The organism is Vannielia litorea (assembly GCF_019801175.1).
In the GTDB taxonomy this organism is placed as follows: Bacteria; Pseudomonadota; Alphaproteobacteria; order Rhodobacterales; family Rhodobacteraceae; genus Vannielia; species Vannielia litorea_B.
In genome coordinates this window covers 647,368-661,784 of sequence record NZ_JAHVJR010000001.1, presented here as the reverse complement: position 1 = coordinate 661,784, position 14,417 = coordinate 647,368, and the positions used below count along the sequence as shown (strand labels likewise).

13 protein-coding genes are annotated in these 14,417 nt (G+C 67.2%); 3 read left to right on the top strand and 10 right to left on the bottom strand.

Translation table 11 applies throughout. The features are described 5' to 3' along the window. The first annotated feature begins 101 nt into the window (after positions 1–101). The 3 genes from ilvC to KUV38_RS03325 all read left to right on the top strand — a co-directional run bounded on the left by ilvC (position 102) and on the right by KUV38_RS03325 (position 2,757). Positions 102–1,124, top strand: coding sequence for a ketol-acid reductoisomerase (gene ilvC / locus KUV38_RS03335; RefSeq protein WP_222468687.1), 1,023 nt, complete (start codon positions 102–104; stop codon positions 1,122–1,124). Between the two features lie 78 nt (positions 1,125–1,202). Further along, the gene (locus KUV38_RS03330; RefSeq protein ID WP_261385142.1) at positions 1,203–2,120 is read left to right on the top strand and encodes a DMT family transporter; all 918 of its coding nucleotides are present in this window, start codon (positions 1,203–1,205) and stop codon (positions 2,118–2,120) included. 115 nt (positions 2,121–2,235) lie between these two features. After that, positions 2,236–2,757 carry a hemerythrin domain-containing protein gene (locus KUV38_RS03325; RefSeq protein WP_222468686.1) on the top strand — a complete coding sequence of 174 codons (522 nt, stop codon included), beginning with the start codon at positions 2,236–2,238 and terminating at the stop codon, positions 2,755–2,757. Between the two features lie 36 nt (positions 2,758–2,793). Here KUV38_RS03325 and KUV38_RS03320 read toward each other — a convergent pair whose 3' ends face one another. From KUV38_RS03320 to KUV38_RS03275, 10 genes are all read right to left on the bottom strand, one after another. After that, complete coding sequence (locus tag KUV38_RS03320) at positions 2,794–2,976, bottom strand: hypothetical protein (RefSeq protein ID WP_261384603.1); 183 nt, start codon at positions 2,974–2,976, stop codon at positions 2,794–2,796. Between the two features lie 157 nt (positions 2,977–3,133). Next, the gene (gene glmM, locus KUV38_RS03315) at positions 3,134–4,489 is read right to left on the bottom strand and encodes a phosphoglucosamine mutase (RefSeq protein WP_222468684.1); all 1,356 of its coding nucleotides are present in this window, start codon (positions 4,487–4,489) and stop codon (positions 3,134–3,136) included. Positions 4,490–4,499: 10 nt separating this feature from the next. Beyond that, positions 4,500–5,495, bottom strand: coding sequence for a dihydropteroate synthase (gene folP, locus KUV38_RS03310; RefSeq protein ID WP_222468683.1), 996 nt, complete (start codon positions 5,493–5,495; stop codon positions 4,500–4,502). After that, complete coding sequence (locus KUV38_RS03305) at positions 5,492–6,235, bottom strand: dihydroneopterin aldolase (RefSeq protein ID WP_222468682.1); 744 nt, start codon at positions 6,233–6,235, stop codon at positions 5,492–5,494. The genes folP and KUV38_RS03305 overlap by 4 nt, the downstream gene beginning before the upstream one ends. Before the next feature lie 36 nt (positions 6,236–6,271). Further along, positions 6,272–6,841: a L,D-transpeptidase gene (locus KUV38_RS03300; protein WP_222468681.1), complete on the bottom strand. Its 570-nt coding sequence runs from the start codon at positions 6,839–6,841 to the stop codon at positions 6,272–6,274. A gap of 130 nt (positions 6,842–6,971) precedes the next feature. Further along, positions 6,972–7,691 (bottom strand): cell wall hydrolase, encoded by a 720-nt coding sequence (locus KUV38_RS03295; protein WP_410001035.1) that lies wholly within the window; start codon positions 7,689–7,691, stop codon positions 6,972–6,974. A 171-nt stretch (positions 7,692–7,862) separates the two neighbouring features. Beyond that, complete coding sequence (locus KUV38_RS03290; protein ID WP_410000862.1) at positions 7,863–10,430, bottom strand: putative PEP-binding protein; 2,568 nt, start codon at positions 10,428–10,430, stop codon at positions 7,863–7,865. Positions 10,431–10,529: 99 nt separating this feature from the next. After that, positions 10,530–12,749: a glycine--tRNA ligase subunit beta gene (gene glyS, locus KUV38_RS03285; protein ID WP_222468680.1), complete on the bottom strand. Its 2,220-nt coding sequence runs from the start codon at positions 12,747–12,749 to the stop codon at positions 10,530–10,532. Further along, positions 12,742–13,305, bottom strand: coding sequence for a DUF6446 family protein (locus KUV38_RS03280; RefSeq protein ID WP_222468679.1), 564 nt, complete (start codon positions 13,303–13,305; stop codon positions 12,742–12,744). The genes glyS and KUV38_RS03280 overlap by 8 nt, the downstream gene beginning before the upstream one ends. Then, positions 13,302–14,249: a glycine--tRNA ligase subunit alpha gene (locus tag KUV38_RS03275; protein ID WP_222468678.1), complete on the bottom strand. Its 948-nt coding sequence runs from the start codon at positions 14,247–14,249 to the stop codon at positions 13,302–13,304. Before KUV38_RS03275 ends, KUV38_RS03280 begins: the two co-directional genes overlap by 4 nt. Positions 14,250–14,417: the final 168 nt, after the last annotated feature.

The window sequence follows — 14,417 nt, the reverse complement described above, 5'->3', positions numbered from 1 at the left end:
TTTTCACTCAGAGCGCTAGAAACGTCAACTCCAACTCTCCCCACAGCGCCAAAGCACAGCTACAACCCGCCGCAATGCAACCACGCCCCGGAGGGACTGACATGCGCGTTTATTATGACCGCGATTGCGACATCAACCTGATCAAAGACAAGAAGGTGGCCATTCTCGGCTACGGCTCGCAGGGCCACGCCCATGCGCTGAACCTGCGCGACAGCGGCGCCAAGAACGTGGCCGTCGCCCTGCGCGAAGGCTCCCCCTCGGCCAAGAAGGCCGAAGGCGAAGGCCTGCAGGTGATGGGCATCGCCGAAGCCGCCGCATGGTGCGACCTGATCATGTTCACCATGCCCGATGAGCTTCAGGCCGAGACCTACAAGAAATACGTGAAGGACAACCTGAAGCCCGGCTCCGCCATTGCCTTCGCCCACGGCCTCAACGTGCACTTCGGCCTGATCGAGGCGCCCGAGGGCGTCGACGTGATCATGATGGCCCCCAAAGGCCCCGGCCACACCGTGCGCGGCGAATACACCAAAGGCGGCGGCGTGCCCTGCCTCGTGGCCGTGCATAACGACGCCACCGGCAAGGCGCTCGAGATCGGCCTGTCCTACTGCTCCGCCATCGGCGGCGGCCGCTCGGGCATCATCGAGACCAACTTCCGCGAAGAGTGCGAAACCGACCTCTTCGGTGAGCAGGTCGTGCTCTGCGGCGGCCTCGTCGAGCTGATCCGCATGGGGTTCGAAACCCTCGTCGAGGCGGGCTATGCCCCCGAGATGGCCTACTTCGAGTGCCTCCATGAGGTGAAGCTGATCGTGGACCTGATCTACGAGGGCGGCATCGCCAACATGAACTACTCGATCTCCAACACCGCCGAGTATGGCGAGTATGTCTCCGGCCCGCGCATCCTGCCCTACGACGAGACCAAGAAGCGCATGAAAGAGGTGCTGACCGACATCCAGAAAGGTGTGTTTGTGCGTGACTTCATGCAGGAAAACGCCGTTGGCCAGCCCAACTTCAAGGCCACCCGCCGGATCAACGACGAGCACCAGATCGAGGCCGTGGGCGAGAAGCTCCGCGCCATGATGCCCTGGATCTCCGCCGGCAAGATGGTCGACAAAGAGCGCAACTAAGGCGGCGCCCGCAGGGGCACATGCAAGATCGAGCACCCCCGGCCACTGCGCCGGGGGTGTCTTTTTCCGGAGATGAAGATGAACGTGCAAACCCCTGACATTACGGCCAGAAGCTGGGCGATGATTGCCACGCTCGGCGTGGTCTGGGGCGGCACCTTCATGGTCCAGAGCATCGCACTGCAAACGACGCCACCGTTCTGGGTGGCCTCCGCCCGCATCGGCTTTGCCACGCTGCTCACTTGGGTCGTCTGGCGCTGGCGCGGAGGGCTCATGTTCACCACTGCGCAAACCGACTGGCCGCGCCTGACCCTCGTGGCGCTGCTCTCCTCGGCGGTCCCCTTCATGTGCCTGAGCTGGGGCCAGCAGTTCGTGCCCTCAGCCTTCGCCGGGGTCTCCATGGCCAGCGTCACCCTCTTCATCCTGCCGCTCGCGCACCTCTTCCTGCCCGGCGAGCGGATGACCCTGCGCCGCACGCTGGGCTTCCTGCTCGGTTTCGCGGGAGTGGCGGCGCTGATCGGGCCGGAGGCGCTTTCAGCCACCGGCGCGGCGAACGAGAGCTGGGGCCGCGCTGCCTGCCTCGCGGCGGCGGGTTGCTATGCCATCTCCTCGGTGATGATGCGCCGCCTGCCCCCGATCGACCCGATCGGCCTCACCTTCGCGACCCTCGCCATCGGGGCGCTGCTGGTGATCCCGGTCGCCGCCTTCGCCCACGGCGCGCCCGCCAACCCCGGCCTCAACGGCCTGCTGGTGCTGGCCTTGCTCGGCCTCGTGCCCACCGCCGGGGCCAACCTGCTCCGCATCCTCGTGATCCGCTCCGCTGGCCCGGTATTCATGAGCCTCACCAACTACCTCGTGCCGCTCTGCTCCATCCTTTTCGGCTGGCTCATCCTGTCTGAGCAGTTGCCCGCCTCGCTCTTCCTCAGCATGGCGCTGATCCTCTCGGGCGTGTTCCTCAGCCAATGGGGCGCGCTGACCCGGCTGTTCCGCCGCCCCTGAGCGCCAGCGCACAAGTCACAGGGCCGGGCCGCGCATTGATATAACATAACACCGCCCCCATCTGCCCCGCATGACCAACCTTCATGTGAGCACAAGAGGGGGCCTGCCGACTGAGATGCAGACCCTCCTTCGGGCCACCCCGCGCGAAACCTGGCCGGGGCACCCGAACTTCGCCGCCTCCGTCGCCAAGTGGATGGGGGCTCACCAGATGTTCCGCGACCTCGCCCGCGTTACGCGGGAGGATACCGAGGACTATCTCGACAAGGAGATGGACGATGCCGCCTTCACCCGCTCCCTCGCCCGCTACGGCGACCGGCTGGTGCGCAACCTCCACGGCCACCACGCCTGGGAGGACCGACGTTTTTTTCCCGAGCTGAACGCGGCGGATGACCGCTTCGAGGCCGGGTTGGAGATGCTGGAAAGCGACCATGTCGAGATGGATGCCCTGCTGGAGCGTTTTACCCGCAAGGGCAACCGCATCATCCAGCTGGCCCATCTGGACCCGCCGCTGATGGCCGAAGAAGCCCGCGGCTTCCATGACGAGGCCGTCGCGGCAGAGGCCTTTCTCGCCCGTCACCTGACGGATGAGGAGGATCTCGTGGTGCCGATCATCCTGCACCACAAGCTGCGTGGCTGATGGCGCGGGCCTGCCCTTACCGGCAGGCCCAACCCCTCACGCCGCCGGATCGAGCCGCACGTTTGCGTCGATCTGCGGCGCCATCGTGCACCACCGCTCGCCGTTATAAACCCAATGCGCCTCGCGGGTCTCGGCCCGGAGCACCACCCGGTCCTCCGAGAGGTCCATCAGGTGGGCGGGCATCAGGCTCAAAAACAGGTAGAGGGCTTCGGTCGTCATGCACATGGGAAGGCTCCTTGCGGGCTGCTCGAATGGTCCTCCCATGAGACAAGCCTGCGCCCTTTCTGCAGTGCAGCATAGTCCGCTGCGCCGGCCGCATGACCGCCCGCAGCCTATCCCTCGAAACTGAGCAATTTCTGAACCGGGCGCCCGGAAATCAGGCAGCAGGCGCTCCGGCGGCCTCCACCTCGGCCACGATGCTGTCCACGACGCGCTCCAAAAGCGCTTCGTCTTCGCATTCCGCCATCACCCGGATCAGCGGCTCGGTGCCGCTCTTTCGGATCAGCAGCCGCCCCTGCCCGGCCAGCTCGGCCTCCGCCGCCTCCAGCCGCGCCTTCACCGAGGCTGCGCCCAGCGGGTCGGCCCCCGCCTCGTAGCGCACGTTCTTCAACAACTGCGGCACCGGCTCAAAACTGCGGGCCAGCTCGCTCGCCTTGCGGCCCGTACCGACCATCGCGGCCAGAAACTGGATGCCCGCCAGCAGCCCATCGCCCGTGGTGGCATAATCGGTCATCACGATATGGCCCGACTGCTCGCCGCCAAGGTTGAACCCGCCCGCACGCATCCGCTCCACCACGTATCGGTCGCCCACCCCGGTGCGCTCCAGCCGCAGGCCCTTGCCCTCAAGGTAGCGCTCCAGCCCGAGGTTGCTCATCACCGTGGCCACCAGCGCGCCGCCCTTCAGCAGCCCCATCTCGCCCCAGCGCCCGGCCAGCAGCGCCATCACCTGATCGCCGTCGGCGATCTCGCCGTTCTCGTCGATTATCATCACCCGGTCGGCGTCGCCATCGAGGCAGATGCCCACATCCGCCCCATGCGCCACCACCGCCTCGGCGGCGGCCTGCGGCGAAGTCGAGCCGCATTTGTCGTTGATGTTGTAGCCGTTGGGAGAAACGCCCAGCGGCACCACCTCGGCGCCCAACTCCCAGAGCACCTCGGGCGCGGTCTTGTAGGCGGCGCCATTGGCGCAATCGACCACCACCTTCAGCCCCGAGAGCGAGGCCCCCACCGGAAAGCTCGCCTTGGCCCGCTCGACATAGCGGAAGCGGCCATCGTCGATCCGCTTGGCGCGGCCGATGTTTTCCGCCGCCGCGGGCTCCACGCCCGAGGCCACCAGCGCCTCGATCTCCTCTTCCGCCTCGTCCGAAAGCTTGAAGCCATCGGGGCCGAAAAACTTGATCCCGTTGTCATGCGCCGGGTTGTGCGAGGCCGAAATCATGATGCCCAGATCGGCGCGCATTGAGCTGGTCAGGTAGCCCACCGCCGGTGTCGGCACCGGGCCGAGCAGCAGCACGTTCATCCCGGTGGAGGTCAGCCCCGCCGTCAGCGCGTTCTCGAACATGTAGCCCGAGAGCCGCGTGTCCTTGCCAATCACCACCCGGTGCCCACTGGCCCCGTCCCGGCGAAAGTAGCGGCCCGCCGCCGCGCCCAGTTTCAGCGCCATCTCGGCGGTCATCGGGGCGGCGTTGGCCCTACCCCGCACCCCGTCGGTTCCAAACAGCGTCCTGCCCATAGCGGCCCCCTCACATACCCCATTGCGCGCCAGCGAGCCTTAGGCCCTGCCGGGTTTCCCGCGCATCATGCACCCGTAATAGCTGCACCCCCTGCCCGGCGGCAAGCACGGCCAGCGCAAGGCTGCCGGGCATCCGGGCCACCGGGTCTTCGGCCTCGCCGATGGTGCCGATGAACCGCTTGCGGCTCACCCCCAACAGCACCGGGCACCCAAGCGCATGAAAGAGCGAGAGTCGCCCAAGCAACGCAAGGTTATGCGCCATCGTCTTGCCAAAGCCGATCCCCGGGTCCACCACGATCCGCTCGCGCGCGATCCCGGCGGCCTCGGCTGCCGCAACCCGCTCGGCAAGGTGGTCGTACACATCGAGCAGCACATCGGTGTAGCGCGGGTCGTCCTGCATGGTCTCCGGGCTGCCCTGCGCGTGCATCAGGCAGATCGGCGCGCCCGCCTCGGCGGTCACCTGCGCGATATGAGGGTCGAACAGCATGGCCGATACGTCATTCACCATGTCCGCCCCCGCCGCCAGCCCTGCGCGGGCCACCCCGGCCTTGCGCGTGTCGACCGATATCGGCGTGCCGCAGCCGGATTCCCGCAACGCGGAGATCACCGGCGCCACCCGCCGCGTCTCTTCCTCAACCGATACTTCTTCGGCGCCGGGGCGCGTGCTTTCGCCGCCGATGTCGAGCATGTCGGCCTCGGCGGCCAGCGCCAGCCCGTCTTCCAGCTCCTGCCCGAAGTGGCTGCCCCCGTCCGAAAAACTGTCTGGCGTCAGGTTCAGAATGGCCATCACCCGCGGCGCGTCCATCGTCAGCCCGGCCACCGGTGCGCGCGGCGCGGTGAGCGGGGCCAGCTCTTCCGGCGTCAGCGCCTCCACCGGCAGCACCGCAGGCGCGGCCTCGCGGCTCAGCACTTCCACCCGGTCAAACCAGCACCAGCCACCGGCCAGCGTCACTGCGCCTTCAGGGCGGGCCGGGTCGGTCTGCACCAGCGGGCGGATGTATCTCATTTCGCCAGCTCCCGCGCGATCCAATCCGCCAGCGCCTCGGGGCGCGGCTCGGGTTGCTCCACGGCGGCGAGCACCAGCCGGGAGGGTGCCCAGAAGGCCGGGATGCCCTGCGCCGCGCAAAAGCCGATCTCCGTGCGCGAGGAGACCACCCGCGCGCCCTCCACCGCCTCGGCGGCGATCCAGGCCGCCTGCTCCATCGCCAGCAGCATCACCCGGCCTTTGGCCTCGTCGCCCCGCGCCTTGGGCACATAGCCCGGCGTGACCACGTAAAGCACCGGACCCTCTGCGGGCGGCACAGCGGAGCCGAGCACCATCAGGCACACCTCGGGCACCGCGGCGGGCAGCGCCACCGGCTCCACCTCACCCCGCACCCGCAGCGCCTCGACGCCCAGTACGAATTCGCCGCGCTCCAGCTTGTCGATCCGCACCGCCATGCGGGCCACGCGCGGCTCCGAGAACACCCGCGCCGCGATCCTGTCGACCAGCGTTTCCAGCAGGTCCACCCGGCCCTCGGCCAGCGAGGCATCGACCGCGCCGATCAGCGTGTCGTAGCTCACCACCTTGTCCACATCGTCAGCCGGGGCTTCGCCCTCAACCTCGGCATGCACCTCGAAGCAGAGCTTCTGCACCACGCCGCGCTCATCGGCAAAGGCGCCGATCTCCACGTCGCGATAGAGTTCACGAAGAGCGATCACGTCACGCGGGGCGTGAACGGAAAAGGCGAGGCCGGTTTCATCCATGCCTCGCCTCAAATCACGGCCCGTGGCCAAGATCAATCAGATCACGCGCACCTGCGTGCCCACCGGGGTCAGCTCGAAGAGCTCGGCGATCAGCTCGTTGTAGGTGCCGATGCAGCCCGAAGATGAGCGGCGCCCGATCTTGCGGGTGTCATGGGTGCCGTGGATCAGGTAGGCGGGCCAGCTGAGATACATCGCATGGGTGCCGAGCGGGTTGTCGGGGCCCGGCGGCATGTAATGCAGGCTGGGGTCGCGCTTCATCATCGAGGGGGTCGGGGTCCAGTCCGGGCCGACCTTCTTGCGCACGATCTCGGTGTAGCCAGTGCGCTTGAGGTCATCGGTCAGCGGCACAGAGGTCGGGTAGACCTTGTAGATCGAGCCATCGCCCGACCAGAAGTGCAGCGCCCGGCTGATGGTGTCGCAAACGATCGTGGCCTTGCCAAGATCGCTGAAGTGATCGCGCCAGTTCTGCGCCTGAAAGCTCGATGCGTTGCGGCGCACCTTTTCCTGGCTGCGAATGGCGGTCGGGTCGATCTGCTCGGCCCAGCCCACGGCGGGGGCGGCAGCCAGCGCGGCGGTGCCGGCAAGAAGGCGTCGTCTGGAAATCATGCTATGCGTGCCTCTGTCACGAATATCGGGTTGCCCCTCACCTGCCATGTCCGGGCAGGCATCGCTACTCACATATCAGTGAAACGGAATACGACATGGCAGCGTTGCGCCGCCGCCATGCCGCTGCGGCTCAGGAGCGCGGGTGGCGGTAGAAGCTGTGCACGCCGATCCGGGCCGTGCGCGGAAACTTCCGGGCCCAGGCCGGGTTCACGGCGTTGGTGTGGTAGTGGGTCGCGCCGGCAGTCAGGGCGCGCGGAGCGCCATTGAGCATCAGCCATGCGATCTTGCCCACGCGCGAGTAGGCCGCCGGCTCGCGGATGGCGTCGGAGTAGCCGTCGCAGGTGTAGGTGAACTGGCACTGGTACTTGCGGCCGGTGCCCTGGTGGATCACGCCGCAGACCGAGCCGGGGTAGAGGCCGGATTTGACCCGGTTCAGGATCACCTCGGCCACAGCGAACTGGCCTTTCACCGTTTCGCCGCGCGCCTCGAAGTAGAGCGCCTCGGCGAGGCAGGCCCACTCGGCGCCGCCCTTGCGGGCCGGCTGGCCATCAATCCAGTCGCGGCTGTAGCTGACCTTGATCGTGCCGGGGGTGCCAAAGCTGCTGCGCGGGGTGGTGGCGAGCCGCTTGATCCGCTTGCCGCTCACCGCCTGAAATGCCTTGCGCTCGCGGCCCAGAAGGGCATCCAGCTGACGGTCCAGCGCCGGATCGGCGGGGGCCGTGGCCTCGATCACTTCCGTCGGAACGGTGGAGGTCGACATCACGGTTTCAGCGTGGGCGGGGGCGGACGCGGTCGTCAGGCTCAAAAAGGTGACGACCAGCGCGGGCATATTCCGGCGCAGGTTCAGCATCATCGTCTCGTATTCGCAGCACGTCCCAGGCTCGTGCCAAGCCGAGGGGGCGCTTAGCGGATGACACAACGGCCTGTCTACCCCGTGGGGTCCAACCGCGACCGATAGGCGCGGTTTTGCCCAGATTGTTTCCGTTTCGTGACCAATTGGCCCCGATTGTTGCAGAAAATCTTAACGGAGCCCTGTCGGCTCGTCGCCCACCTGATCGCGAATCGCGAGGTGCGCGGCAGCCAATCTGGCAACCGGAACGCGAAAAGGCGAGCAAGAGACGTAGTCGAACCCCGCCTCGCGACAGAAGGCGATTGTGTCGGGGTCGCCACCATGCTCGCCACAGACCGAGAGCGTCACGCCGGGCCGCGCCGCCCGCGCCCGCTCGGCGCCCAGCATCAAGAGCTCGCCCACCCCCTCCTGATCGAGGGTGTGAAACGGATCTTCCGGGTAGACCTGCTGCTGCACATAGGCCCCCATGAACTTGCCCGCATCGTCGCGGCTGAGGCCATAGGTCATCTGCGTCAGGTCGTTGGTGCCGAAGCTGAGAAAGGTCGCATGCCCGGCAATGTCGCCCGCCCGCAGCGCGGCACGCGGGGTCTCGACCATCACGCCGAGGCGATAGTCAAAGTCCGCGCCGGTCTCGTTGCGCACCGCGGCGGCCACCCCGTCGATCCGGGTCTTCAGCAGCTCCACCTCGCGGCGGGCGCTGACCAGCGGAAGCATGATCTCGGGCACCACATGGGCGCCCTTGCGGCCCACGGCCACGGTCGCCTCGAAGATCGCGCGCGCCTGCATGTCGTAGATCTCGGGCACGGTCACGCCCAGCCGCACGCCCCGCAGGCCCAGCATGGGGTTGAACTCGGTCAGCGCCTCGACCCGGTGCATCACGTCGCTCACCGGCAGGCTCAGCGCCTCCGCCAGCGCCCGCGCGCCCTCGCGATCGGAAGGCAGAAACTCGTGCAGCGGCGGGTCGAACAGCCGGATGCACACCGGCTGACCCACCATGATCCCGAACAGTTGGGTAAAATCCTCGCGCTGCATCGGCAGAAGCTGGTCGAGCGCGGCACGGCGATCTTCCTCTGTATCTGCGAAGATCATCTCGCGCATGACCATCATGCGCCCCTCTTCGAAGAACATGTGCTCGGTCCGGCAGAGGCCAATGCCCTCGGCCTTGAACATCCGAGCCGTCTGCGCGTCGGCGGGCGTGTCGGCATTGGCACGGATGCCAATGTCCCGCGCCTCGTCTGCCCAATCGAGCAGCGACTGAAAGCTGTCATCCAGCGCCGGCTCCAACATGTCGACCTCGCCCGCCAGCACCTCGCCGGTCGAGCCGTCGATGGTCACGAGGTCTCCCTCTTTCAGCACCCGCCCGTCCACCGTGCGCAGGGTCTTCTTGGAGGTCGAAAGCCTGATGCCGCTGGCGCCCACGATGCAGGGCAACCCGAGGCCACGGGCGATCACGGCGGCATGGCTCGTCATCCCGCCGCGCTCCGTGAGGATACCGTTGGCCACATGCATGCCGCGAATGTCTTCCGGTGTGGTCTCGCGGCGCACCAGCACGCAGGGCTCGCCCTGTGCGGCATGGGATTGCGCGGCATGGGCCGAGAACACCAGCTTGCCGATGGCGCCGCCGGGGCTGGCTGCAATGCCGCGCACCACCACGTCGCGCTTGGCCTTCGGGTCCACCTGCGGGTGCAGCAGCTCGGGCAGCGCGCGCGGCTCAACCCGCAGCACCGCCTCTTCGCGGGCGATGATCCCCTCTTCGGCCAAGGCCACGGCGATCTTCAGCGCGGCACGCGGGCTGCGGCTGACGCGCACGGCATCAAGCACGCGCAGCTTGCCGCGCTCCAGCGTGAACTCGATCTCCATCTCCTCGCGCAGCCTTGCGCGGCAGGTCTCGGCCATCTCGGTGAGCCGGTCGAAGATCTCGGGCTGTTCGGCCTCCAGCGAGGGGCCGCGCGGGTCTTCCAGCAGGTAAAGCGCCCCGCCGCCCGCCTCCAGCGCATCGCGCAAAAAGCTCTGCCGCAGGTAGCGGCCCGAAACCCGGCGCACGCCCGTCACCTGATCGACAAAGCGGATCACGCCCGAGCCGCTTTCGCCCGGCCCCACACCCAGCGCCATCTCCTGCACCACAAGGCCCAGCCCCGCATCGGGCGGCGCCCCGCGCGCCTGCCGCAGCAGCCGCGCCGTGGTGCCCTCCCAAGCCCGCGCCATCGAGCGCAGAACCTCGGTCAGTTGCACCTCCGCGTCCTGAGGAAACGGCTCATCGGCCTCTTCCTCGTAGATGATCAGCGCCTGTTTCAGCCGCTCGGTCGCATCGGTATCGGTCAGGTCGAAGGCATCGGCATCGAGCCGGGCCACATGCACCGCATAGCTCTGGATGAACCGCAGGTAGAGCACCGAGGCAGCGTCTTCGCCGTGGGTCTGGCTCAGTTCCAGATGCCGCCGGTCGTTCATCCCGATGTTCAAGATCGCGCCCGGCCCGCCCCAATCCGGGTCCTGGCTGGAGGGGCGCACGCAGAGCAGCGAGCGCTCGCCAAAGGTCGCCAGCAGCTGCGCCACGTCAAACCCGAGGCCAGAGGCGAGCCCCTTCACCGCGCCGAAGGAAAGCGCCACCGTATGTGGCACCGGCAGGCCCAGCCGGATCAACCGTTGCAGGCACTTCGCCCGTCCGCCATGGGTCGAGGACGCCATCGTCGCGGTGGCGGTGATCTCTGTAAATCCGGCGATCTGGGTCGGTTTCTGCAACGCAGCAATCCTTTCTGTGGCGCAGAATACCCCGAAAGGCGAGTCGGGCAAGTGTGACGTTAGGGTGACGTTAGCGCCAACACCAACCCGACCAAGGGCTTAGCCTTCGACCCGCGACAAATCGGCAACCTTCGAGCAGGTCTCGCGGATGCGATGCAGCAGGTTCAGCCGGTTCCGGCGCAGCACATCGCTGTCTGCATTGACCTGCACAGCCTCAAAAAACCCGTCGATCGGAGCCCGCAGCGCCGCCATCCGCGCCATCGCGGCGGCAAAATCCTCGGCCTCCACCGCGCTGGCAATCGAGGGCTCGGCAGCATCCAGCGCCGCAAACAGCGCCTTCTCCTGCTCGGCCTCTGCCAGCTTGGCATCGGGGCCAAAGGAGTATTCCACCCCATCGGCCGCCTCGGCCTGGCTGAGGATGTTGTTCGCCCGCTTGAACCCCTGCACGAGGTTCTCGCCATCGTCGGTGGACAGGAACGCCTGGACCGCCTCGGCCCGCTTCACCAGCAGGGTCAGGTCATCCTTGCCGGGCATGGCAAGGCAGGCGTCGATCACGTCATGCCGGATGCCCTGATCGCGCAGGTGGACCTTGAGGCGGTCGTGGAGGAAAGCGAGGAGGTCATCGGAGGTGTCGGGGCTGTGAGCCGTCACCTTCTCGATCCACTCGGGCGCATCGCCCTCGATCCCGTCAATCACCGCCCGCGCGGCGGCGCCGAATACGCCATGCCGCGCGATCTCCGCCAGCAGCGCATCGCGCAGGGCAGCGGCCTTGGTGCCATCGGGCTCGATCTCGTGGCGCAGCAGTTGCGCGTCGATCAGCCGGTCGAGATGGAGCCGCAGGTTGTTGTTCAGCACCAGCCGGATCACCCCCAGCGCCGCCCGCCGCAGAGCGAAGGGGTCTTTCGAGCCGGTGGGCTTCTCGTCAATCGCCCAGAAGCCCGTCAGCGTGTCCAGCTTGTCGGCCAGCGCGACGGCGACCGAGACAGGCGCGGTCGGCACATCGTCCGACGGGCCGAGGGGCGAGTAATGCTCCTCGCAGGCCGCCGCCACCTCGGCGGGCAGACCTGAGGCATCACTGTAATACCGCCCCATAAGCCCTTGAAGTTCCGGGAATTCAAAGACCATCTCGGAGGAGAGATCAGCCTTCGCCACCCGCGCCGCCTGACCGGCCAGTGCAGGCTCCGCGCCAACCATCGGGGCAAGGCTCTCCGCCAGCGCGGCGATCCGCGCAATGCGGTCGGCCTGCGATCCCAGCTTGTTGTGGAAGGTCACGTTCTCCAGCCGCGCGGTCCAAGCCTCCATGCCCTCGCTCTTCGCCACCCGCAGGTCGTTCTCCCAGAAAAACTTGGCATCCGAGAGCCGTGCCGCAAGCACCTTCTGGTTGCCCGCAAGGATCGTCGCGCCATTGTCGCGCGTCTCCATGTTGGCGACCGTCACAAAGCTCACGATCCCGCCCTGCGCGTTCTTCACCGAAAAGAACTTCTGATGCTCCTTCATAGAGGTCTGAAGCACCTCCGGCGGCAACCCGCGAAACTGCTCTTCGATCTCGCCCATCAGCACCACGGGCCATTCGACCAGCCCCGAAACCTCGGCCAGCAGGCCTTTGTCCTCGACCAGCTCCAGCCCCTTGGCAAAGGCCAGCTGCGCCGCGTCATGGGCAATGGTCTCGGCCCGCTCCTCGGCACTCAGCACCACCTTGGCGCGCTTCAGCTTCGCCTCGTAATCCTCGAAATTCAGGGCAGAAATCGCGCCGGACGACAGGAATCGATGGCCCTGCGTCACGTCCCCAGCCGCAATCCCGTCAATCTCCAGCGGCACCACCTGCGCGCCGCTCTCATCGCTCAGGATGCAGAGGATCGAGTGCAGCGGCCGCACCCAGCGCAGGCTGCCCGCGCCCCAGCGCATCGACTTCGGCCACGGAAAGCCCCGCACCGCCGCCTCCAGCACCTCGGCCACGATCCCGGCGGCCTCGCGCCCCGGCTTCTCGATCACGGCAAAGAACACCCGGCCCTTCTTGTCATCCCGCTCCTCGAGCTGGCTCTTCTCCAGCCCGGTGGACCGCAGGAAGCCCTCCAGCGCCTTCTCCGGCGCATCCACGCGCGGGCCCTTGCGCTCTTCGCGGGTCGCCGGGCTCTTGGCAGGCAGCCCATCCACCGCCAGCGCCAAGCGGCGCGGCGTTGAGAAGGCACGCGCGCCCGAATAGGTCAGCCCCGCCTCCACCAGCCCGTCGGTGACCAGCTTTTGCAAGTCTTCCGCCGCCTTGCGCTGCATCCGCGCCGGGATTTCCTCGGAGAAAAGTTCGATCAGAAGATCAGCCATCGCTCTCGCCTTCCTGTGGCGTCGCCGCCTTGAATTCTGCGGGGTCCGGGCAGCCAGCCGGGGCAGGCTTGCCGTCAAACACTTCTTCGCCGCAGGGGTTGATCTGGTGCCAGACAAAGCCCCGCCCGTCGTCCATGATCGCCACCACCCGGTCGATCCCGTATTCGATGTTTTCCTCGCCGGTGTAGGCAATCGCGCGGCCCTCGGTCAGCGCCTCGCCCACCTCTTCGGCATCGTAGCAGTCAAACCAGCCCGGCCCGGTCAGCGGCACGGCGCCCTCGTAGGGCGCGTAGGTCTCACTCAGCATGGCCTGGCTCATCGTGGTGGTGAAGCAGGCCCGGTAGCGGATCGGCGAGCTGTCGGCGTCAATCGCTTCGAACCCGTCTGCGATGATCTCCTCGGGCTGGCCCGAGACCAGCGAGGTCAGCTCCACGGCGGGCATATCGGTGCGCAGCTCCACGCGCTCGTAGTAGCCGTAAACCTGAAGGTAGTAGATCGCCACACCGGCGACAGCGGCAGCCCCCACGATGGCCCCTCCTGCGATCTTGCCGTTCATTCTGCGGCTTCCGGCACCCAGCCCCCGGCCTCGGTCTGCACGAAGGCATCGGCACATTGCTTGGCCAGCGCCCGGACCCGGCCGATATAGGCCTGCCGCTCGGTGACCGAGATCACTCCGCGCGCGTCGAGCAGGTTGAAGAGGTGGCTCGCCTTGATGCACTGGTCATAGGCCGGGTGCGCCATCACGATCCGGCGGCCGGTCTTCGGGTCTTCCGCCGGGGCCGCGAGGATGCGCTCGCACTCCGCCTCGGCGTCCTTGAAGTGCTGCAGCAGCGTCTCGGTATCGGCCACATCGAAGTTCCAGCGCGAGTATTCCCCCTCGGTCTGGCGGAACACGTCGCCATAGGTCAGGGCAATCTCGGTCTGCGGGTCGTTGTAGGGCATGTCCATCACATGATCGACGCCCAGCACATACATCGCCAGCCGCTCCAGCCCGTAGGTCAGCTCGCCGCTGACCGGGGCGCAATCATGGCCGCCAACCTGCTGGAAATAGGTGAACTGGCTCACCTCCATGCCGTCGCACCAGACTTCCCAGCCAAGGCCCCAAGCGCCCAGCGTCGGGCTCTCCCAGTCGTCCTCGACAAAGCGGATGTCATGCAGCGTGGCGTCGATCCCGATGGCCGCGAGGGAGCCGAGGTAAAGCTCCTGCAAATCGGGCGGGCTCGGTTTGATCAGCACCTGATACTGGTAGTAGTGCTGCAGCCGGTTCGGGTTGTCGCCATAGCGCCCGTCCGTCGGCCGCCGCGAGGGCTGCACATAGGCCGCCGCCCAAGGTTTGCTGCCCAGCGCCCGCAGCGTCGTCGCCGGGTGAAAGGTGCCTGCCCCCACCTCCATGTCGTAGGGCTGGAGCACGGCGCAGCCCTTGCCGCCCCAATAGGCCTGAAGCCGCAGGATGATCTCCTGAAACGAACGCGGTTTGTCGGGGCGTGTCTGCTCGGCCATGGGGCGCATGATCCTCGGGGTTTTGACGTGCAGCGCCTCAATAGAGCCGGGGCGCGAGACGGTCAAACCGTTTGCCTGTGGCCCCCCTGCCGCGCCCCGGCCCTTGCCCGCAAACACACGCATAATTGGGGTGCGCCCGGCGCAGGGGCTGATAGATTGCGCAGAAAT

Coding starts and splice junctions, on each gene's coding strand:
- KUV38_RS03320 (WP_261384603.1), bottom strand. CDS start 2,976: ATGACGACCGAAGCCCTCTACCTGTTTTTGAGCCTGATGCCCGCCCAC.
- KUV38_RS03295 (WP_410001035.1), bottom strand. CDS start 7,691: ATGCTGAACCTGCGCCGGAATATGCCCGCGCTGGTCGTCACCTTTTTG.
- KUV38_RS03325 (WP_222468686.1), top strand. CDS start 2,236: ATGCAGACCCTCCTTCGGGCCACCCCGCGCGAAACCTGGCCGGGGCAC.
- glyS (WP_222468680.1), bottom strand. CDS start 12,749: ATGGCTGATCTTCTGATCGAACTTTTCTCCGAGGAAATCCCGGCGCGG.
- folP (WP_222468683.1), bottom strand. CDS start 5,495: ATGAGATACATCCGCCCGCTGGTGCAGACCGACCCGGCCCGCCCTGAA.
- KUV38_RS03275 (WP_222468678.1), bottom strand. CDS start 14,249: ATGGCCGAGCAGACACGCCCCGACAAACCGCGTTCGTTTCAGGAGATC.
- KUV38_RS03305 (WP_222468682.1), bottom strand. CDS start 6,235: ATGGATGAAACCGGCCTCGCCTTTTCCGTTCACGCCCCGCGTGACGTG.
- KUV38_RS03280 (WP_222468679.1), bottom strand. CDS start 13,305: ATGAACGGCAAGATCGCAGGAGGGGCCATCGTGGGGGCTGCCGCTGTC.
- KUV38_RS03300 (WP_222468681.1), bottom strand. CDS start 6,841: ATGATTTCCAGACGACGCCTTCTTGCCGGCACCGCCGCGCTGGCTGCC.
- glmM (WP_222468684.1), bottom strand. CDS start 4,489: ATGGGCAGGACGCTGTTTGGAACCGACGGGGTGCGGGGTAGGGCCAAC.
- ilvC (WP_222468687.1), top strand. CDS start 102: ATGCGCGTTTATTATGACCGCGATTGCGACATCAACCTGATCAAAGAC.
- KUV38_RS03330 (WP_261385142.1), top strand. CDS start 1,203: ATGAACGTGCAAACCCCTGACATTACGGCCAGAAGCTGGGCGATGATT.